The sequence below is a fragment of the Cobetia sp. MB87 genome, from assembly GCF_011319755.1.
Lineage (GTDB): Bacteria > Pseudomonadota > Gammaproteobacteria > Pseudomonadales > Halomonadaceae > Cobetia.
The window spans coordinates 141,712-161,930 of record NZ_VFBC01000002.1 but is presented as its reverse complement, the minus strand read 5'-3'; the positions used below and the strand labels follow the sequence as shown (position 1 = coordinate 161,930).

The window sequence follows — 20,219 nt, the reverse complement described above, 5'->3', positions numbered from 1 at the left end:
GGCCTGTCCTGGCATGGCGTCTGTGTTGTCAGTGTGTGCGTTGCGGCTTGCTCGGCATTACCACTCGGCGACGGAGCCGTCTTCGTGGGTCCAGAGTGGGTTGCGCCAACGATGGCCGACCTTGGCACGCTCCTCGACGAAGGCTTCATCGATCTCGACGCCCAGCCCCGGGCCCTGCGGAATGGCGCAGAAGCCGTCCTTGATCGCCAGCGCATCCTTGTCGACCAGGTAGTCCAGTACGTCATTGTCCTTGTTGTAGTGGATGCCCATGCTCTGCTCCTGGATGAAAGCGTTGTGGCATACCGCGTCCAGTTGCAGCGAGGCCGCCAGCGTCAGCGGGCCGAGCGGGCAGTGCGGGGCGAGCGCCACATCGTAGGCCGAGGCCAGGGTGGCGATCTTCAGGCCCTCGCTGATGCCGCCACAGTGGGAGAGATCCGGCTGGATGATGTCGACCATGCCGTCCGCCAGCAGATCGCGGAACTGGAAGCGGGTGTGCAGGCGCTCGCCGGTGGCGATGGGCGTCGCGATGCCTTCCGCGATGTGCTTGAGCGACGGCAGGTGCTCAGGCGCAACCGGCTCCTCGATGAACATCGGGTGGAATTGCTCCAGCTCACGCAGCAACGCCTTGGCCATCGGGCGGTGCACGCGACCATGGAAGTCGATGCCGATTCCCACGTCAGGGCCGACCGCATCACGGGCCTCGGCGATACGTGCCACGGCGTCATCGATCTTCTTGTGGGAATCGACGATCTGCATCTCCGGCGTGCCGTTCATCTTGAAGGCGGTGAAGCCTTGATCGACCAGTGCCTTGGCGCCTGCGCCGACATCTGACGGGCGGTCACCGCCGGTCCAGGCGTACATGCGCATCTTGTCGCGTACCGGGCCGCCGAGCAGCTGGTGCACGGGTACTCCCAGATCACGGCCCTTCAGGTCCCACAGCGCCTGATCGATGCCAGCGATGGCAGACATCAGGATCGGGCCACCACGATAGAAGCCCGCACGGTACATCACGTTCCACAGGTGCTCGATATTGCGCGGGTCCTGACCGACCAGATAATCGGACAGCTCGTGCACGGCGGCCTCGACGGTCGCGGCGCGGCCCTCGATGACCGGCTCGCCCCAGCCATAGCAGCCTTCATCGGTCTCGATCTTGAGGAACAGCCAGCGCGGCGGAACTTGCCAGGTCTTGAGTCGGGTGATTTTCACGGATGCATCCTTATGAGAATGGGCGTTTGAACGAAGGTCAGCGTCAGGCGAAGCAGGATGTGGGGTCGGCCGTCATCCGCTGACGCCGATCAGCATCAGAAGCGGCGATGCCCCAGCTGCGGGTGGTCCTGGGAGAAGCCGAGATCGCGCGCTGCGGTCTCCAGTACCCGCTCGGCACAGGTGCGTGCCATCTCGGGCTGGCGCAGGCGAATGGCCTCCATCACCGCGCGGTGACGATCGAGGCTGGCGCGATGATGGCTGTGATCATGCTGCTGCGCGGACTGCTGGGTACTGTGGATCAGTTGGCTGATGGAAGGGCGCAGCAAACTGCCAAGCTGTGTCCACACCAGATTGTGCGTGGCGTGGTAGATGGCTTCGTGAAAGGCGACATCGTGCTCGGCATGCGCCTCGCGTGAGCTGTCATTGGCGGTATTGACCATGCCTTCAAAGGCGCGCTCCAGACGCGCGAGGTCCTGGGCGTTGGCCTTCATTGCGGCCAGCGCACTGACATAGGGCTCGACGGAGAGGCGGAAGGCGTAGATCTCGCGCATCAGGTCCGGGTTGATACCGTCGAGACCACTGACCCAATGGCTCATCAGCGGGTCCAGCAGCTGCCACTCGCTCATCTCGCGCACGATGGTGCCACGCCCGGCGGTGCGCTCCAGCAGCCCGGCGCTCACCAGCTGTGCCAGGGCATTGCGAACACGGTTGCGGCTGGCGTCGAAGCGCTGGCAGAGATCCAGTTCACGCGGAAAGCTGTCACCGGGGCCGAGGCTGCCCGCGAGGATTTCCCGCGCCATGCAGGTGGCGATGGCTTCCATGCTATGCGGGGTCGCGTCGTCCGCCGAGGCGCTGTCAGTGGCGAGCGAGGCTGTCGCCAGAGAGTCGGTCATTGAGTGGCCTGTCATGAGGGGATGGTCAGGAGAGTCACTGCATCGCACCGTCTTGAAGCGCGGCGCTGACGCATGAGAATCCGAGCATCAGAATAAATGTCTGAACACACATTAATAAATGTCGGACATTTCAACAAGGCACAGACACTTCAACTTTGGTCGCGCGAGAAGTTCGCCCGGCACAGCTGCCAAGGACGCAGCTAACAACTCGGCGGGTAACAAGGGAGGTACTAAAAAGGAGTGCGTCCACAACGAACGGGGCCAGACGCAATGTCTGGCCCCTGCCGTGCCTGGGAAGGCGGGTCACATGCAAAGCGCCATGACCGGGTCAAGCAGATGACGGGTAGCGAGCCAGGTGGCCATTGAGGGCCAATTGCCATTCCTTGAGTGTCTGGGCACAGGAGAGATCGAGCAGCGTGATCTCCAGCGTCGCGGTGTCCTCCAGCGATGACAGCAGTGAAACGAGGGAGTCGGCGGTGGGCGGCGAGGCAGTGCCATTGGCTGGCGCCTCGAACAGAGGCTCATTGCCTTCAGGGCGGCGGGCTACTTTGTGCGCAGGCGCGATATCCCGACATTGGTGCCCCATCACGATGAAGTTGCCCTCGCTGACGCGGAAGACACGCAACGGGTAGAAGCAGGCATTCAGGTGCGGCCCAAGCTGGGCATCGAGTGGCGAAAGCCGTTTGTCGCCTGCGTCGCGTCGTGATTCACCCTTGCGGCTCAAGCGAAGATGGCACAGCGTGATGTGCTGCCCCATGGCGTCCTGACACTCACGGGACAGCGCTTCGAGAGCGGCATCCAGCAGTGCACGGGTGAAGCAGCCACTGTGGCTGTCGCGCCACCGGTTAGGGTCACGTTCTACCTGCTGCGGGCAGAGTCGATGCAGGGTGGGCGCCGGCGGTATCGGTTGCTCCGTCAGCACTTCACGCGCCGCCTGCAGCAACTCTGGTGGCAGATGGCCAAGTCGGTGTTCGATATCGCATAGCGCCTGGGCCTCACTGAAACCGGTATGTCGCACCAGCTCGATGACCTGCACGACCAGCGCCAGAGTGCTGGCAGCGAGGGACGTCTCGCCATGAGAGATCGCTGCAGTATCGGGTGAGGCTTGCTCAGCCTGCAGGATGTCTGCATGAGGAGGCGTAGAAGTAGACTCGGACGAAGACGCAGCAGGAGGTGTTGCAGAGGTTTGCGACAGCTGCGATGACGCGTCAGCGTTGCCGTTTGCATGCGGCGACAACCCGCTGCAGGCACCCAGCATGAACTGCTGGCTGGCACGCAACAGGTCAGCTTCGGCGGGCGCCATCAGAGCGTCTTCCATCATGCGTTCACCGATCTCGACATGACGACGCAGCAAGTGATACTGATCGAAATGCAGTTCATCGCGTGGCCTCAGCAGTGAGTCGGGCAGTGCCAGCTTGCCGATATCATGCAGCATGGCAACGCGCTCCAGCGTGGCGGTTTCCTGACGGTCCATCCCGAGTCGTGACGCGATGGCGCTGACAAGATTGGCAGCCAACAGGTCTTCTCCTGAGCGCTCGGGGCAGCGTTCCTCCCGGATCATGCGCATCACCGATCCGAGCCTGTCTTCGCCGCGCTGCTCAAGCTCATGCTCCAGTTGATTCATGCGCTGGCGCATCTGGAGCTGTCGCTCACGATATTGGCGCAGAAAGGCGTAGCCAAAGGCGAGGCAGAGCATCAAGGTCACCAGCAGCGTGATCAGGAAATGCCAACGCTCCAGTGCGTGTTTCTTGTTCATCAAGTCTTCGTGCGCCTGGAAGGCGGCTTCACTGATGTCATCGAGATAGACACCACTGGCGATGATCCACTGGAAGGGGGGATACAGGGCGGCGTAGGCGGTCTTGTCGACCTGCTCGGCGCCCGGGCGCTTGGGGAAGCGGTAATCGAAGTAGATGCCACTGCCGTTCAAGACACCCTCGAGCTCGGTGCGATACGGGAAGCGGCCACTGCTGTCCTGATACTCGGTCGACAGCAACTGGCCTTCGGTAGCCGGCAGTAAAGGATGGATCAAGCGGCGTGCATAACCCTCACCGCCGGCCGGGTCGAGGATCTCGTTGATCCAGACATAGCGGCTTTCCTCGCGCTCGAGACTCGCATGCAGAGACTGTCTCAGCTCATTGGCGACCAGAAAGGCCACCATCTTCGGGTCGATATGCACCAGCGCCCAGGGGGCAGGTTGCTGTCGACGATCAAGGCGCACGGCGCCGAGGCTGTCTTCTTCTTGCCCTAGAGGCACGGCAAACACCAGTCCGGCATCCGTACCGCGCAGGAATTGTGCCTTGCGCATGCCCGCATCGAGGCGCTGATTCAACTCCTGATCCCACCAGTCAGGGTGGAGCGTAGTGGGAAGCTGCATGATGTCGATCCAGTCCGGGTTGATGCGCAGGTCCGGGAACTGGCGCAACAGTTCAGTACTGACGAAGGAACGATCGCGACCACTCAGATGGCTGATACCCAGCGACGGGGAACGCATGGTGGTGATCAGAAGACGTTGCAGGCGGTGCTCGTAATCGCGATGTCGCGAGGCGATCATGCCCAGCGTCTGCTCCACCATGAGGCTGGCCTGTTGACGTCGCTCCCTGGCGACCAGCATCTGTGTCGCCTGGGCTTGCATGATGTCCTGCTCGCGACTCTGCGATTCCTGAAATACCAGCAGGCCGCCAAGCGAGAGACAGGAGAGTGCGGTCAACCCCAGCCACAGGCGCAAGGGTTTGCCGAACGGACGCTGTCTGTCCGGGGAGCGAAGATCGGGCGGGCCGGTATCTGGCCCATGTCGAGAGAGATCACTATCCTTGATCATCGAGTCACGTCATCCATGAGTGATGCGGTGGCGCTGCGAAGGGCGATGATGGCACTGTTTCGAGCATAGCGGCTAGCGCAACACCCAGGAGATGTCGTTTCAGGCCTCGATGTCATTCAGCCAACGTTACGATGTTGCCGTCCAGATGCCAAGTGAGGGCGCTCAACACTCCGTGAGGCCCCAGTTCAGGGCACCTGCGCACTTGACGTAGCGTGCGATGTCTTGCGAGCAGGCGTTGAAAGGGGCATGATGAAGCTAGTTTTCTGTATGGCTTTCAAGAAGATATCTGTCATTTGTCAATGGCTGTCCAGAAGAGGCTCGCTAACATCTTGATTTGAGGCGCGCCGATCGAGTGTTGAAGGTGTCGTGCATAAGCTGCAAGTCAAATTGTCGCTCATCGTCCTGCAGTGAACTCATAGCGTTGTCTTCTTGTTGTCGACAAGATCAAAAGTGGAAAATCGTGCATGAACCGACATGATGAAAAGATCATTGCCAGTGCTCGCAAGCAGCGTGCTCTCTTTGATGAGCTCGAAAAAGCGTTGGCGGAAGAGCTGAATGCGCTGGATCGCTCTTCTCAGCCTGCGCCCGCCGCTGAGTCGAACCACGACGCCGACGACGCGCGCGCTCAACAGCGTGAAGCGGAGTTCTTGGCGCGGCTCGAGAGCCTGATCGCGGAATTCGATCTCGATCGCGAGGCCGCCCAGACATGGCTGCGTGAGCTTGAGGCCTTCAAGGGAGACGCGGATTCAGAGGAGTCAGCGTAAGCCCTCGTCTCGCCTGACGTTGCCTGCACTACGCCTTGGACTCCTTCTGGAATACGCCCTGAGCCAGGTCCTGAGCCATCATTTGAGCTAAGTCCTGAGCGACGCAGATAAGTCTTTGCGCGTCGCGATGGTCTGAACAGGCCTGCAAGCTTGTAATATACAGCGCCCAGCACTTCTTCCTGAAGGCTGGGCGCTGTGCGTTTCTCGCATGGCTCATCTTGATCCGATGGATTATCAGGTCCGATGGATTTTCTGATGTCTTTTTATTGGCTTATTGGCTTATTGGCTTATCTACGAGACCGCTTGCCTGTTTGACGGCAAGCTCCATTCGGCAAGGTTCCCACCAGTTCTCGGCCGACGACTGTGGCCTAGATCTCCTCCCAGATGGCTTCCTTCAATTCATCTGTCAGCCCTTGCAGGCGCTGCAAGCGCTTGACGGTATGTTCCTGCACATCACTGACAATGTCCGTCAGGCACTCCTTCGACTCCTGCGGGTCAACGAACCCGGTCGATAGCAGGCACTGGCCCATTTCCATGCTCTTGGTCTGCCACATGCGAATAAACTCGATTTCCTGCTCATATGCCTTGAGGCTAAGGGTCCACCATACCTGCTGGCACCGCATCAAGGGGGCGAGGGGATGCACGAGATCGTCTGGTCGATTCATCCAGGGCAGTGGGGTACTGAACATGGCAGCGAAAGGCTGCATCGGTTGATTGGCGACTGGCATTCTGGACTCCTGTCTCATGGTATCTGATAGCTGATAAGAGCAAGTCTTGGAGGAAATACCTGCGGGGCGGCTGGTGTTTGGCGTTATTGTGACCAATAGTGATAGTGGCTGGTCTTGTGGCAGAGGCTTCGCAACCTGAGCTGAGTTGAGCATAGCTCCCTCTGCTGGAACGCGCGCGAGCATCCTGTGCTGTCCCCAGTCAATCCTTTCCTCAACAACCCTGTCCTCAGACAACCCTGTGCCCAGATGATGAATTGCGTGAGGTCACCGACAAGGAGGCGATCATGATCAATGAAGTCAAATCCGTACTGGCAGCATTCTTTGGTGTCCAGAAGGAGGCCAATCGCAAGCGAGATTTCGAGCACGGCCATGCGCTGGACTTTCTGGTGGTGGGGCTGGTGATGGCCGCACTGCTGGTGGGAGGGATGGCACTGCTGTCCACGGTCGTCGCTGGCTGATGCCCCGCTCAGGCGACAGAGCCGAAACATTGGACAAGACACTTCAGGCACGAAATATTCGGCACGAAAAAGCCCCCGCTCAGGTGACCATCCTGGACGGGGGCTTTCGCTTGATTCACTTGGCTGCGATTGCCTTCTATCCCGCGTCTGTTCGCAGGCAGCAACAGTGAGTGATCAAGAGCGGGCGATCAACGACGCGCGAACAGCGGCGTCTTCTGATCGACGCCGGTCTGGTAGCTGACGCTGAACGAGCTCAGCGCATGCAAGGCATCTTCCACGTATTGATCATCACGCAGGGCAAAGGCACTGATGCCGCAACGACTCATGTAGTGGAGTTGATCCACCAGCACGTCACCGATGGCGCGAATCTCACCCTGGTAGCCGAAGCGCTCGCGCATCAGGCGGGCGATGGTGTAACCGCGGCCATCATTGAAGTTCGGGAAGTCGACCGCCAGCAGCGGTGCGTCCGCCAGTGCCTTGCCCAGTTCCGGCGTAAGCTCGGTGTCACTGGCAAGCCAGGGCGCCAGATGATCAGAGCCTTCGCCGGCGGCGACCAGCGCCTGCCATTCTGCCAGCGGCAGCAGGGCGGGTTGCTGATAACTCGGCAGATTACCGTCTTCATCCAGACGCACGACCTGCCAGGCATCTTCGCTCACCAGCTGATTCTGACGGATGACGCCACCCTGGCGCTGATCGGTCAATTCACGTGCTGATGTCATTTCTGCAGTCACCTCAGGCATAGACCCGCTCCTTGAACGGCTTCATGCCGATGCGGTGGTAGGTATCGACGAAGACTTCATCTTCCAGACGCTGCTCGACGTACACCTGCAGCACCTTGTCGATGACGTTCGGCATGTCTTCGGCATTGAAGGACGGGCCGAGGATCTTGCCGATCGTGGCGCTGTCGTCACTGCGTCCGCCCAGCGAGACCTGGTAGAACTCCTGGCCTTTCTTGTCGACACCGAGGATGCCGATGTTGCCGACGTGGTGATGGCCACAGGCGTTCATGCAGCCCGAGATGTTCAGGTCCAGCGGGCCGAGATCGTACAGGAAATCGAGATCTTCGAAGCGGTCCTGCAGTGCCTGCGCGATGGGAATCGACTTGGCATTGGCCAGCGAGCAGAAATCACCGCCCGGGCAGCAGATCATGTCGGCCAACGTACCCACGGTCGGGTTGGCCATGCCGAGTGCTTCCAGCGCTTTCCAGAGTGCCTCGAGTTCATCGACCGGCACATCTGACAGCACCAGGTTCTGCTCGTGAGTCACGCGCAGCTCACCGAAGCCATATTGCTCCGCGAGGTCCGCCACGGCGTCCATCTGGTCGGCAGTGACGTCACCCGGCGCCAGTTCACGACGCTTGAGCGAGAGAGTGACGGCCTTGTAACCCGGTACCTTGTGGCCGACGACATTGTTGGTCACGAAGCGCGCGAAGGCACGGTTCTCGCGGCGCAATGTCTCATAGGCCTCGATGGCCTCGGCGCTGACTTCACGGCGCTCAGGCTCGGGGAAGTAGCTGGTCGCCTTGGTGACGGCGGAGTCGGTCAGGGTTTCCGGGCCATCCTTGAGGTGGGCCCACTCTTCCTCGACGCGACGACGGAATTCCTCGATTCCCAGTGCCTTGACCAGGATCTTGATGCGCGCCTTGTACTTGTTGTCGCGACGGCCCCACTGGTTGTAGACACGCACGATGGCGTCCAGATAGGTCAGCAGGTGCTGCCAGTCGAGGTCTTCGCGCACGATGTCGCCGACCATCGGCGTACGGCCGAGACCGCCACCCGCCAGGATGGTGGCCTTGACGCTGCCATCCTCGGCGCGGTTGAGGCGAATGCCGATATCGTGCACCTGGATGGCAGCACGGTCGGCGCTGGCACCGGTGACGGCGATCTTGAACTTGCGCGGCAGATAGGCAAATTCCGGATGAAGCGTGGACCACTGACGGATCAGCTCACACCACGGACGCGGATCGACGGTCTCGTCTTCCGCGATACCGGCGAACTGGTCAGTCGTGGTATTGCGGATGCAGTTGCCGCTGGTCTGGATCGCATGCATCTCGACCTGAGCCAGTTCGGCGAGAATTGCCGGGACATCTTCCAGCTTCGGCCAGTTCAGCTGCAGGTTCTGGCGAGTGGTGAAGTGTCCATAGGAACGGTCATAACGACGACTGATGGCCGCCATGGCGCGCAGCTGGACAGCGCTCAACATGCCGTAAGGAATGGCGATACGCAGCATCGGTGCATGACGCTGGATGTAGAGGCCGTTCTGCAGGCGCAGAGGGCGGAATTCTTCATCTCCCAGACGGCCTGCCAGATAGCGATCCATCTGGTCCTTGAACTGAGCTACCCGCTCGTCGACCAGTGTCTGGTCGTAGGTGTCATAGCGATACATGTCAGGGGTGTCCTGCGGTCGGGCATCAGATGATCGTCCACTGATGCGAATCTTGTTGATGCTGAAGCCACCATACCCTCTATTCTTTATTCTTTAAAAGAATAAATCCTCATAGTTTTCGATGATGACGTTATTAAGAAGGGCGCGTTGAGTTTGCCTACCAGCAGCGGAAAAGAAAAGACCAGCCGCCTGAGGATAGGCGTCTGGCCATGTTTCCTGGAGTTTCTCGACAGGCGCGGATCTGCCGCATACCGAGCTTGCGCTGAACCGACAACGACATGAGTCCGACGATATCAGTTCAGGTCATTGCCTTTGCCTGGTGCGCTCCTGACAGGTTTGAGCAGACTGACCCGCGCATCCGCATTGACGTGAAAGCGTCTCTCGAAGGCCTGCTGCGGCATCGGGCGGCCGAAGAGATAGCCCTGGAAGGCGTGGACGCCCATGTCCTGGAAGATCCTGGCTTGTTCCCGGTCTTCGACCCCTTCGACAACGATTTGCATGCCGAGTGATTGGCCCATCGCGACAATGACCCGTGCAAGCTCCCTGTCCCGGCGGCTGGTCTCGACATTCATGACGAAGGAGCGATCAACCTTCAGAATGCCGAAAGGCAGATCATGCAGGTAGGAGAGGCATGAAAAGCCTGTCCCGAAATCATCCAGCGAGAGGTTGACGCCCAGTCTGCGTATGGCCTGCAGTTGATAGCGCAGGCTGTCTTTGCTGTCGAGCATCAGGTTCTCGGTAACCTCGATCACCAGCTGCGAGGGACGAATCGGGTAGCGCTCGAGTAGTGACTCGAGCTGGTGCAGCATGCCTTGATCCCTGAACTGGATGACGGAGGCATTGACGGACAGATAGCGCTCCTCGATCCCGAGCCGTCGCCATTCGCATAGAATGACGGCAGCCTCTTCCAATACCCAGTTGCCGATCTCGACGATCTGTCCTGTCTTCTCTGCCGCTCCAATGAACTCATCGGGTGGCACCTGGCCGAGCTCTGGGTGCTCAAGGCGTATCAGTGCCTCTGCGCCCAGCAGTTCCGGAGCCTCCAGATCTGCGCTGTCCGCTCGGAAAATGGGCTGTAGATAAAGGCGGAACCAGCCCATGGTCAAGGCTTCACGAATCATGCGTTCCTTCAGGAACAACGGCTCACCGTCTTCCAGCGCGCTATCACGGACACAGGTACGGTATTGATTGCCTCCCTTGTGCTTGATTTCCACCACGGTAAGTTCCAGCAGACGCATCAGGCGGCTGGGGCTCTCGTCATCTGCCTGTGCCTTAAGACCCGCCATGCTCAGGCTGAGATGGATGGGTTCGCCAGCCTTGAGCAACGGCTGGGAGAAAGCGATTTGAATCCGATGGACGAGTGGACGCAAATCATTGATATCACAGGTCATGACGAATTCATCACCCCCCGTACGTCCGATCCAGCCGGGGTCACATTCCTTGAGTCGTGCGCCAACCTCTTTCAACAGCAGGTCGCCGTCCATCGGCCCCAGATGGTGATTGATGCTATGGAACCGATCGATATTGACCAGCAGCAAACCAAAGACAGCGTCACGAGCGATCAACTGCTGTACATGCTGATTGAGTGACAGTCGGTTGGGTAACTGGGTCAAGGGGTCAATCAGCTCATGCTCCAACAGCCGCTGCTGGGTTCTGGTCAGTTCGGTGATGTCCGTCAGCAACATCATCGTGCCCCGTGATTGGCTGCCATTGGCGGCCGGAATGACCACCTGGACCTGACGGTCTTCCTGATGTTGGCAGTTCAATGTCATCACCAGGTCGTTGCAGGCATTGCCCAGTCGCAAGGCCGTGCTGATGCGATTGATGTACTTGCCATTCTCACTGCTGATGAGAGTGTGGAAGGGCATGCCGACAAGATGTTCACGCGCCCAGCCGGTCACCTCCAGCATTTGCTCGCTGACATCCTGCACAGTGCCCTTGTCGTCGATCACCAGCAGCAACGCAGGGGTATCACGATAGAAGTGTTGATAGCGCTCTTCGTTGTTCCGCAGCGCTTCCATCATGTTGAAGATTCGCTCTCCCAGCTTGTTCAGTTCCACGATGACCTTGTTGATCTCACGCGAGTGAACGGGGGGGATTCGTTGGAAGGTGGCATGCTGGCCCTCCAGCTGCCGCATGCGCCTCACGGCCTTGCTCAAGGGATCCATCACACAGCGCTTCAACTGCCAGGAAAGCATCAGCAGGATCGACAGAATGATGGTCAGGGCGATCCCGAACAGCACAGCTCCACCCTGGTAACGGGTGGCAAGCAACGGGGCGTTGGTGCTCTCCAGTTCAAGCCTGCCAACGGCCTGCTTGACCAGTGAGTTCTGATAGACAAGTGGCTTCGAATGCGTGACGGGATCCAATGCTGTGCCGCTCTTGGCAATCTCCTCGACAAGCTCCCCCTCATGATTGAAGTAGCGCACGGCATGAACACTGGCGTGGTGACTGAGAGTCTCGAGGTAGGCATGGATTCTCTCATCGTCGAAGTTCCATATGGCGTCCGGCATCGACAGCGCCACGATATCCATCATTTCCTGATGGTCATCATGCATGTGCTCGACGGCCTCGCTGGCATACAGGTAATAACTCACGGCTCCACTGATGGCACAGATGGTGAATACCAGCGGTGCAAGTATCCGCAGTATTCGCCACCTGAGTGGTGACGCATGCTCGCCATCACTCTCGGGCGCCGTACCGGGGGGCTTGGCGAGTTTCTGACCATCATTGATCACGCTGTTCTCCCTCGGTGGCGATGGACGTTGCCCTGCGAGCTCTCCTTGCGCCTCCTCATTGAGGGGTGTCCATGAGCGCGCTGGAACGTGCAGTCTTCTTCTGGGTGACGGGAGCCTGAGGGGGCAATCCGGATGCCGGGGCCTGGTGACCAAGCATCTGCGTCAATATCCTCATCGGATCAAACTCATAGTCATCCCGCGATGCCTGCAAGCCGAAGGCGGCGAAATCTGCAGCTTCCCAGTCAGGGGTTTCCAGAAGTGGACCGTATCGCGCCACATTGTCATGCGTAATGGCGCTCATCGGGAAGTTGACGGTTCTGGGGGCCCAGTCCTCGATATCGGCATGGTCTCTTGCCATCACCATCGCCCAGGCTCCGGCCATGAAATGACCGCCGTCCGTCAACAGCATGCGCTGGTCCTTCACCATGCTGATCCCCTCCGGTGACCAGTTGAGCCCTGCCACCAGCACGTCCACGCCGGGCGTGAGGCCCGCTGACTCGAGCGCAAGAATGGCTCCCTCGGCCATGGCATCATTCGCCGCCCAGATCAGATCATTCTGACCGCTTGAGCGGCTGACCCACTTGAGATATTGCGCAGTAAGATGTTCGGCATCCCGAGTATTCCAGCGCGCCTCGAGTATGCGGTCTATCTGGACATCCTGGTCCTGGGAAAAGCCGGCCACCATGCCGGTATTGCGGGCAATCGAGGCAGGGGTTCGGGTATCGCCGATCAAGGCGAGTCCATGCAGTTGGCCGGTGGGCGAGCCTTCTCGAGCCACCTTGATCAACTGGGTCGCCATGCGTTTGCCCGCAGTGTGGTTGTCCGGGATGACGCTGCCGATCCAGGAGGGGTGGAGGGACCCCGGGGTGCCATGGGCCAGCGCCTCTTCGCGGGTCAGTCCGTTCAATAGCATCACGACATGGGTGTCGTGGCCATCCGCAATCGTCAACAACTCGGATGCCGCCTGCTCTTCATTGACCAGCAGGAGGTAATCCGGAGCGGCAGGGCTTTCCAAAGCCTGAATCGCAAGTTTCTTGAGCAGGTAGGGATTGCGCTCGGCGTAGACGACTTCCAGTGAGATATTCAGGTCCAGGGCGGCTGCTTGCATGGTGTCGGTCACCATGTCCCAGAATCGTTCGCCACGAAGCCCGGGGTTCACGAAGGTGGCGGTCAGCGTGCGTCCCGGGATCGCCTCCTGTGCACCACGCTCTCTCGACTGACCTGAAGGGTAGGCTGAGGTTTGAGTGTTTTCGGAGGCCCGAGACGTGAGATCGGAGGAGGAAGAGTAAGAAGATGAAGAGTAAAAAGGTGAGGCGTTGACCAGCCCGCTGAGGGCAAGGCAACCACACAGGGCGATAAGCCTTGGCAAGCCGAGTCGTGGTTGTCCTGTCCTGATGGTGGTATCGGACATGGCGTTCTCCCTATTACTTTAACTTGCAATTCCATCAGGATACGCGACTGGGCAAGCCATCAATCGATTTCATCAAGGTTGCCATTTACCAAGCTTCAACGATTGAACGACATATATCACTATCTCTTGATGTCTTCCATGGGCTATGGGCGCGAGTGGCAGCAGAGGTTGCTGGCGTGCTGCGCCAGTAAACACTCTCAAAGGCGCAAGGCTTGCCATGCTCTGCGTTGCCAGATAAGCCCGAAGACGAGCGAGTTGAGCAGGCGATAGGTGAGCTGTATCGCCCAGATGGTGACGAGGCCGCCTTCCTGATGGACGCCCCACCACCAGGCCGCGGGCAGAAAGATCAGCCACTGCAGGCTCAAGGTGGCAAGCATCACGGTGCGATGGGCGCCGGCGCCCAGCAGTGCCTGGGCCAGCACGATGGCGGTGCAGTCGAGCACGATCATGGCGGCTGTCATCTGCAGCGGCAGCAGGCCCAGTTCGATCAATTGCGGGCGATGCAGGAACAGCCCGAGTACGCTCTGGGGCGCGACCCACAGTGGCAAGCCCAGCAGCAACAGACACGGCAGTGCCACGCGCACGGTGTCCCACCCCCAGCGATGGGCCTCTTCATGCTCACCGCTGCCCAGGGCCTGACCCACCAGACTCATGGCGGCCAGTCCAAGCCCGACCCCGGGCAATATCAGCAGCAGGGAAAGGTTCACCAGCACATGGCCGACCGCGACACTGGCCGCATCGATCTGACCGAGTATCCAGAACAGCATCGCGTAGCCCGCCGCGAACCATAGCTGCTGAAAGGAATGGGGCACCGCCAGCTTGAGCAGCGTCAGGTAATGCGTCATCGGCGGCCAGGCATGCAGGACACCGTGCAGACTGCGCTCGCCCAGCGTCGCCTTGATCCACAATGCCAGTGCGACCAGCAGGGACAGTGTCGTACCGGCCCCGGCACCATCGGCGCCCATCTGCGGGGCGCCGAACAGACCGTGGATCAGAATGATGCTGAGCACGACATTGACCGCCTGGGTGATCAGCATGATGCGCAGATAGATGCCGGTGCGCTGCAGGCCATTCCAGAAGCCTCTGAAGCAGAACGCCATGGCGACCGGTATCAGCCCCAACACTCGCCATTGGAAATACGAGGCGGCCGTTTCATGCACGCCGGGTTGATCATTGATCAGTGACAGCAGCGGCTCTGCCCAGTGATGGCAGGCGAGGGTGACGGGAATGCCGATCGACAGCGCCAGCACCAGACCGGCATTCAGGCCTTCGCCACATCGCTCTGGCGCTTCCTCGCCCAGCCGGCGCGAGGTCTGTGCCTGGACGGCGGAAGACAGCCCGAAGATCAAGGCCGTGACCATGAACATGGCATAGCCACCGATCCCCACACCCGCCAGCGCCGTCTCGCCCAGACTGCCGACCAGTGCCGCATCGATGAGGTTGAGCAGGCTCTGCGACAGCATCGCCCCGATGATCGGCAGCGCCAGCTTCAGAATTCGTGTGTTGCGCGCAAGATCTCCCAGCATCAGACGCTCCCACGCGGGGAGTTGGAATGGTGAGAGGAATGGGGGGAGTGGGAGGAATCCAAAGCCTCGAAGGCGGCTGACAAACGGGGCACCAGTGAACTGGGCTGCGATGAACAGAACAGCGATAAACCGAGCAGAGACCAATAGGAGAGTAATAAACAAAGCAGTGACAACGGCAGCACGGGCGACTCACGACAGCGGACAAGGAAGAGCGACATGATAGCGCGCTCCGCAAACTGAAGACATCGCCTCTCAGACGACAGCGCGCCCCACCTTTTGTGAGGTGAAGCGCGCGGAGCTGACGTTGGCTCCATCAGCAGTCGAGGAGTCTCAAGTAGCGGATCAATCGGCGCCGGGATCGTAGCTCAGCACCGGTGACAGCCAGCGTTCCATCTCGGAAAGCTCCATTGCCTTGCGGCTTGCCAGGGACTGCACCTGATCGCGGGTGATCTTGCCCGTGGAGAAGTACTTCGACTCCGGGTGCGCGAAGTACCAGCCAGAGACGGCGGCCGCCGGCCACATGGCAAAGCTCTCGGTCAGCACCATGCCGGCATGCTTTTCCGGTTCGAGCATGCGAAACAGCGTAGCCTTCTCGGTATGGTCCGGGCAGGCCGGATAGCCGGGCGCCGGACGAATGCCGCGATACTTCTCGGCGATCAACGCCTCATTGTCAAGCACTTCCTCGCGATCGTAGCCCCAGAACTCCTTGCGCACGCGCTCGTGCAGGCGCTCGGCAAAGGCTTCGGCGAGACGGTCCGCCAGCGCCTTGACCATGATGGCGTTGTAATCATCGCCCGCCGCCTCGTACTCCCCGGCCAGTTCATCCGCGCCATGTCCGGTGGTCACGGCGAAGCCACCGATCCAGTCCGGCTTGCCACTGTCGCGCGGGGCGATGAAGTCGGCGAGACTGTGACAGACGCCATCACGATTCTTGGTCATCTGCTGACGGATGTGATGCAGGCGCTCGACCACCCGGGTACGTGACTCATCGGCGTAGACTTCCAGGGTATCGTCGTCGACACAGTTGGCCGGCCAGAAGCCGATCACGCCACGCGCCAATAGCACCTTGTCATCGATCAGCTTGCGCAGCATCACTCTGGCATCGGCAAACAGCGAACGCGCCGCTTCCCCGACCGTCTCATCCTGCAGAATCTTCGGGTACTTGCCCGCCAGCTGCCAGCTCATGAAGAAGGGCGTCCAGTCGATGCGCTCGACCAGTTCATTCAGATCGTAGTCATCGAAGACCTTGAGGCCGGTGAAGCTGGGGGCCGGCGGGGTGTAATGCTCCCAGTCCGGCTGAAAACGGCGCTTGCGCGCCTCGTAGTAGTCGAGGTCCGCGGCCTTGGGGCGGCGCTTGGCATTGCGCTCGCGCACCACGGCGTACTCGGTGCGAATCTGATCGACATAGGCTGCCTTGAGTTCCGGCGACAGCAGTCGCGAGGCGACACCCACCGCACGCGAGGCGTCGGTGACATAGATGACCGGCTGCTCATACTGCGGGTCGATCTTGACGGCGGTGTGTGCCTTGGACGTGGTCGCACCACCGATCAGCAGCGGCAATTCCAACCCTCGGCGCTGCATTTCCCTGGCCACATTGACCATCTCGTCCAGCGACGGCGTGATCAGCCCGGAAAGCCCGATGATGTCGGCCTTCTCATCGATGGCGGTCTGCAGGATCTTCTCCGCCGGCACCATCACGCCCAGGTCGATCACCTCATAGTTGTTGCACTGAAGCACCACGCCGACGATGTTCTTGCCGATGTCGTGGACATCGCCCTTGACGGTGGCCATGACGATCTTGCCCTTGGCCTGGGTCTCGCCGCTCTTCTCGGCCTCGATGAAGGGGATCAGGTGGGCGACCGCCTGCTTCATGACGCGCGCCGACTTCACCACCTGGGGCAGGAACATCTTGCCCGCACCGAACAGGTCGCCGACCACGTTCATGCCGTCCATCAACGGCCCTTCGATGACTTCGATGGGGCGGGCTGCCTGCAGGCGTGCCTCCTCGGTATCTTCCTCGATATGGACGGTGATGCCCTTGACCAGCGCGTGCTCGATGCGCTTGTTGACCGACCAGCTGCGCCATTCGAGGTCTTCCTTCTTCTCGCCGCTGCTGCCATCGCCCTTGTACTTGTCGGCGATGTCGAGAAGACGCTCGGTACTGTCAGCGCGGCGGTTGAGCACCACGTCCTCGACTGCGTCGCGCAGCTCGCGGGGCAGGTCATCGTAGAGCGCCAGCTGGCCGGCGTTGACGATGCCCATGCTCAGGCCCGCCTGGATGGCGTGATAGAGGAATACCGAGTGGATCGCTTCGCGGACCGGATTGTTGCCGCGGAACGAGAAGGACACGTTGGAGACGCCACCGGAAATCATCGCGTGGGGCAGGTTGTCATGAATCCAGCGCGTGGCCTCGATGAAATCGACCCCGTAGTTGTTGTGCTCCTCGATGCCGGTGGCGATGGCAAAGATGTTGGGGTCGAAGATGATGTCTTCGGCCGGGAAGCCGATGTCATCGACCAGCATCCGGTAGGCGCGCTCGCAGATCTCTATCTTGCGCTGATAGGTATCGGCCTGGCCAACATCATCGAACGCCATGACTACCACGGCGGCGCCATGGCGCCGACAGATCTGCGCCTGCTCGCGGAAACTTTCCTCGCCTTCCTTGAGCGAGATGGAATTGACTACCGCCTTGCCTTGGATGCATTTGAGGCCCGCCTCGATGATGTCCCACTTCGAGGAGTCGACCATGATCGGCACGCGGGAGATGTCAGGCTCCGAGGCGATCAGGTTCAGAAAGCGCACCATGGCCTCCTTCGATTCCAACATGCCTTCATCCATGTTGACGTCGATCACCTGCGCGCCGTTCTCGACCTGCTCCAGTGCCACCTCAAGCGCGGTGGTGTAGTCCTCTTCCTTGATCAGGCGACGGAAGCGCGCAGAGCCGGTGACGTTGGTACGCTCACCGACATTGACGAACAGCGAGTCCGGCTGGATGTTGAAGGGCTCAAGACCCGACAGGCGGCAGGCCGGCGCGATGGCCGGCACCTTGCGCGGCGGGTACTGGGCCACCACGCGCTTGACCGCCTGGATGTGCTGGGGAGTAGAGCCACAGCAACCGCCGATGATGTTGAGCAGACCATCAGCGGCGAAGGTGCCGATGATCTCGGCCATCTCGTCCGGGGTCTGGTCGTACTCGCCGAATTCGTTGGGTAAGCCGGCGTTGGGGTGCGCGGAGACGAAGGTATCGGCCTTCTCGGACAGCTCGCGCAGATAGGGGCGTAGCTCCTCGGCGCCCAGCGCGCAGTTGAGGCCGATGCTCAGCGGGCGCGCATGACGCACCGAGTTCCAGAAGGCTTCGGTAGTCTGGCCGGACAACGTGCGTCCCGAGGCATCGGTGATGGTGCCGGAAATCATCACCGGCAGGCGCGGATGACCTTCGTCGAACAGCTCCTCGAGAGCGTAGATCGCCGCCTTGGCATTCAGGGTGTCGAAGATGGTCTCGATCAGGATGAGATCCACTCCGCCCTCGAAGAGCGCCAATGCGGCCTCACGATAGTTGTCGCGCAGAATATCGAAGGTGACGTTGCGCTTGGCGGGGTCATTCACGTCCGGCGAGATGGAACAGGTGCGGCTGGTCGGGCCGAGTACCCCGGCGACGAAGCGCGGGATGCCGGTCTCGGCGGCCACGGCATCCGCCGTCTTGCGCGCCAGGCGTGCCGATTCGAGATTGATCTCGTGAACCAGCGCCTGCATGCCGTAATCGGACTGCGATAGCTGAGTGGCATTGAAGGTGTTGGTCTCGACGATATCGGCGCCGGCCTCGAAGTAGGCGCGGTGGATCGCCTCGACGATGTCTGGCCGGGTCAGCGCCAGCAGATCGTTGTTGCCCTTGATGTCCCTGGGCCAGTCGGCGAAGCGCTCGCCACGGAAGTCTTCCTCCTCCAGCCCGTAGCTCTGCAACATGGTGCCCATGCCGCCATCGAGGATCAGGATACGCTCCTGCAATGCCTGGCTCAGCGCGTCGGGCAGGGGCAGATAATAGGGAACAGGGGATAGGGCTTGCGCCATGACGGACTCCAGCGTGCGTGACCTGTCGCGTTGTCTCCCGAACGTGTAACTCTCTTTACCAGGCCAGTACTTTGCCAAGCCAGTACCTACTGAGCCAGTACCTTGCCGAGAAAGTCACACGCCACAGGCGCGAACTCATTGCTATTGAGAGGCGCTGGCGAGGGATCCGCTCACGAAATCCCTGCCTGGCCAGATGGCGCTATCGTATCAGACTGCAGAATCGTCACGATGAGCATGATTCATGCGCAACATGAGTCAGTCAGGAGTGCCCACCGCGCGCAGGGCACCAAACCCGAGTGATTTGCTCAGGATTGCGAGTGCAGCAGGTTTTCCTTAACATGGAGCCATTAGTCACCTGACATCAAGAGAGTCTCTGCGCCATGAGTGAGAGCATCCAGATTACCGATAGCGCCCAGGAGTATCTTGCCGAGCTGCTCGAGAAGCAGAACGTCGAAGGTATCGGCGTGCGCATCTTCATCACCCAGCCGGGCACGCCGTATGCCGAGACCTGTCTCGCCTACTGCCGCCCGGGCGAGGAAGAGCCGACGGATGAGATCCTGGATCTGCCGAAGCTGAAGGTCTATCTCGACACGCACAGCGTGCCGTTCCTGGAAGAAGCGACCGTCGACTTCAATGCCGATCGCATGGGCGGGCAGCTGACCATCAAGGCGCCGAACGCCAAGATGCCCAAGGTCAACGCCAACAGCCCGTTGGAAGACCGCATCAACTACTTGCTCTACAGCGAGATCAATCCGGGTCTGGCGGCTCACGGTGGCGAGATCAAGTTGGTGCAGCTGACCGAAGAGCAGGTCGCCGTGTTGCAGTTCGGTGGCGGTTGCCAGGGGTGTTCCGCAGTTGATCTGACGCTGAAGGATGGTGTCGAGAAGACGCTGATGGAGCGTATCCCGGAACTGACCGGTGTGCGTGACGTCACCGATCACACCGACACGACCAACGCCTACTACAGCTGAGGTCGGGCCTGGCTTCAGGTCCGTGGCCAGGGCCAATTCAGGTAAAGGTCAGAAACACAATCTCCCATCGATTTTCGGTGGGAGATTTTTTTTGTGGGTGCGGCGCCAGACTCTCATGGTATGAAACGACCTGACGCGGGTCTGGGACATCCAGGCCAGGGCGTCTGGCGTATAGAGGGTGCTCAGTGAAGTTGCTGAGTAAAGTATTAGATTTATCTGGTATCGTGGCAGTAGCTTTTTCATGCTGTCAGCG

At 60.3% G+C, this 20,219-nt stretch carries 13 protein-coding genes; 3 read left to right on the top strand and 10 right to left on the bottom strand.

What is annotated here, in order from left to right; all coding sequences use genetic code 11:
- Positions 1-57: 57 nt before the first annotated feature.
- The 3 genes from dgoD to CDPAHKCJ_RS00885 form a co-directional block, all read right to left on the bottom strand.
- Positions 58-1,206, bottom strand: coding sequence for a galactonate dehydratase (gene dgoD, locus CDPAHKCJ_RS00895; RefSeq protein WP_166018018.1), 1,149 nt, complete (start codon positions 1,204-1,206; stop codon positions 58-60).
- A gap of 95 nt (positions 1,207-1,301) precedes the next feature.
- Positions 1,302-2,099 carry a FadR/GntR family transcriptional regulator gene (locus tag CDPAHKCJ_RS00890; RefSeq protein ID WP_240916591.1) on the bottom strand — a complete coding sequence of 266 codons (798 nt, stop codon included), beginning with the start codon at positions 2,097-2,099 and terminating at the stop codon, positions 1,302-1,304.
- Positions 2,100-2,427: 328 nt separating this feature from the next.
- Entirely contained in the window at positions 2,428-4,917 is a 2,490-nt protein-coding gene (locus CDPAHKCJ_RS00885) for a cache domain-containing protein (RefSeq protein ID WP_166018016.1), read from the bottom strand.
- Positions 4,918-5,381: 464 nt separating this feature from the next.
- Here CDPAHKCJ_RS00885 and CDPAHKCJ_RS00880 point away from each other — a divergent pair, with 464 nt between their 5' ends.
- Positions 5,382-5,681, top strand: coding sequence for a hypothetical protein (locus CDPAHKCJ_RS00880; protein ID WP_166018014.1), 300 nt, complete (start codon positions 5,382-5,384; stop codon positions 5,679-5,681).
- Positions 5,682-6,049: 368 nt separating this feature from the next.
- Here the strand turns inward: CDPAHKCJ_RS00880 and CDPAHKCJ_RS00875 are convergent, their stop codons facing one another.
- Positions 6,050-6,409, bottom strand: a complete 360-nt coding sequence (locus CDPAHKCJ_RS00875) for a hypothetical protein (protein WP_166018012.1) — start codon at positions 6,407-6,409, stop codon at positions 6,050-6,052.
- Positions 6,410-6,693: 284 nt separating this feature from the next.
- Between CDPAHKCJ_RS00875 and CDPAHKCJ_RS00870 the strand changes: the two genes are divergently transcribed.
- The gene (locus CDPAHKCJ_RS00870) at positions 6,694-6,867 is read left to right on the top strand and encodes a DUF2970 domain-containing protein (protein WP_082388754.1); all 174 of its coding nucleotides are present in this window, start codon (positions 6,694-6,696) and stop codon (positions 6,865-6,867) included.
- A gap of 188 nt (positions 6,868-7,055) precedes the next feature.
- Here the strand turns inward: CDPAHKCJ_RS00870 and CDPAHKCJ_RS00865 are convergent, their stop codons facing one another.
- The 6 genes from CDPAHKCJ_RS00865 to metH form a co-directional block, all read right to left on the bottom strand.
- The gene (locus CDPAHKCJ_RS00865) at positions 7,056-7,607 is read right to left on the bottom strand and encodes a DUF934 domain-containing protein (RefSeq protein ID WP_082388755.1); all 552 of its coding nucleotides are present in this window, start codon (positions 7,605-7,607) and stop codon (positions 7,056-7,058) included.
- Positions 7,600-9,252 carry a nitrite/sulfite reductase gene (locus CDPAHKCJ_RS00860; RefSeq protein ID WP_166018010.1) on the bottom strand — a complete coding sequence of 551 codons (1,653 nt, stop codon included), beginning with the start codon at positions 9,250-9,252 and terminating at the stop codon, positions 7,600-7,602. The genes CDPAHKCJ_RS00865 and CDPAHKCJ_RS00860 overlap by 8 nt, the downstream gene beginning before the upstream one ends.
- Positions 9,253-9,545: 293 nt before the next feature.
- A complete protein-coding gene (locus tag CDPAHKCJ_RS00855) occupies positions 9,546-11,990 on the bottom strand; it encodes a bifunctional diguanylate cyclase/phosphodiesterase (protein ID WP_166018008.1) in 2,445 nt (814 codons plus the stop codon).
- A gap of 55 nt (positions 11,991-12,045) precedes the next feature.
- Positions 12,046-13,401, bottom strand: a complete 1,356-nt coding sequence (locus CDPAHKCJ_RS00850) for an ABC transporter substrate-binding protein (RefSeq protein WP_166018006.1) — start codon at positions 13,399-13,401, stop codon at positions 12,046-12,048.
- 197 nt (positions 13,402-13,598) lie between these two features.
- Complete coding sequence (locus tag CDPAHKCJ_RS00845; RefSeq protein ID WP_166018004.1) at positions 13,599-14,927, bottom strand: MATE family efflux transporter; 1,329 nt, start codon at positions 14,925-14,927, stop codon at positions 13,599-13,601.
- Between the two features lie 342 nt (positions 14,928-15,269).
- Positions 15,270-18,995, bottom strand: a complete 3,726-nt coding sequence (metH, locus tag CDPAHKCJ_RS00840; protein WP_166018002.1) for a methionine synthase — start codon at positions 18,993-18,995, stop codon at positions 15,270-15,272.
- A 380-nt stretch (positions 18,996-19,375) separates the two neighbouring features.
- On the opposite strand from metH, the gene nfuA reads away from it, so the two are divergent.
- Positions 19,376-19,966: a Fe-S biogenesis protein NfuA gene (gene nfuA, locus CDPAHKCJ_RS00835; protein ID WP_166018000.1), complete on the top strand. Its 591-nt coding sequence runs from the start codon at positions 19,376-19,378 to the stop codon at positions 19,964-19,966.
- Positions 19,967-20,219: the final 253 nt, after the last annotated feature.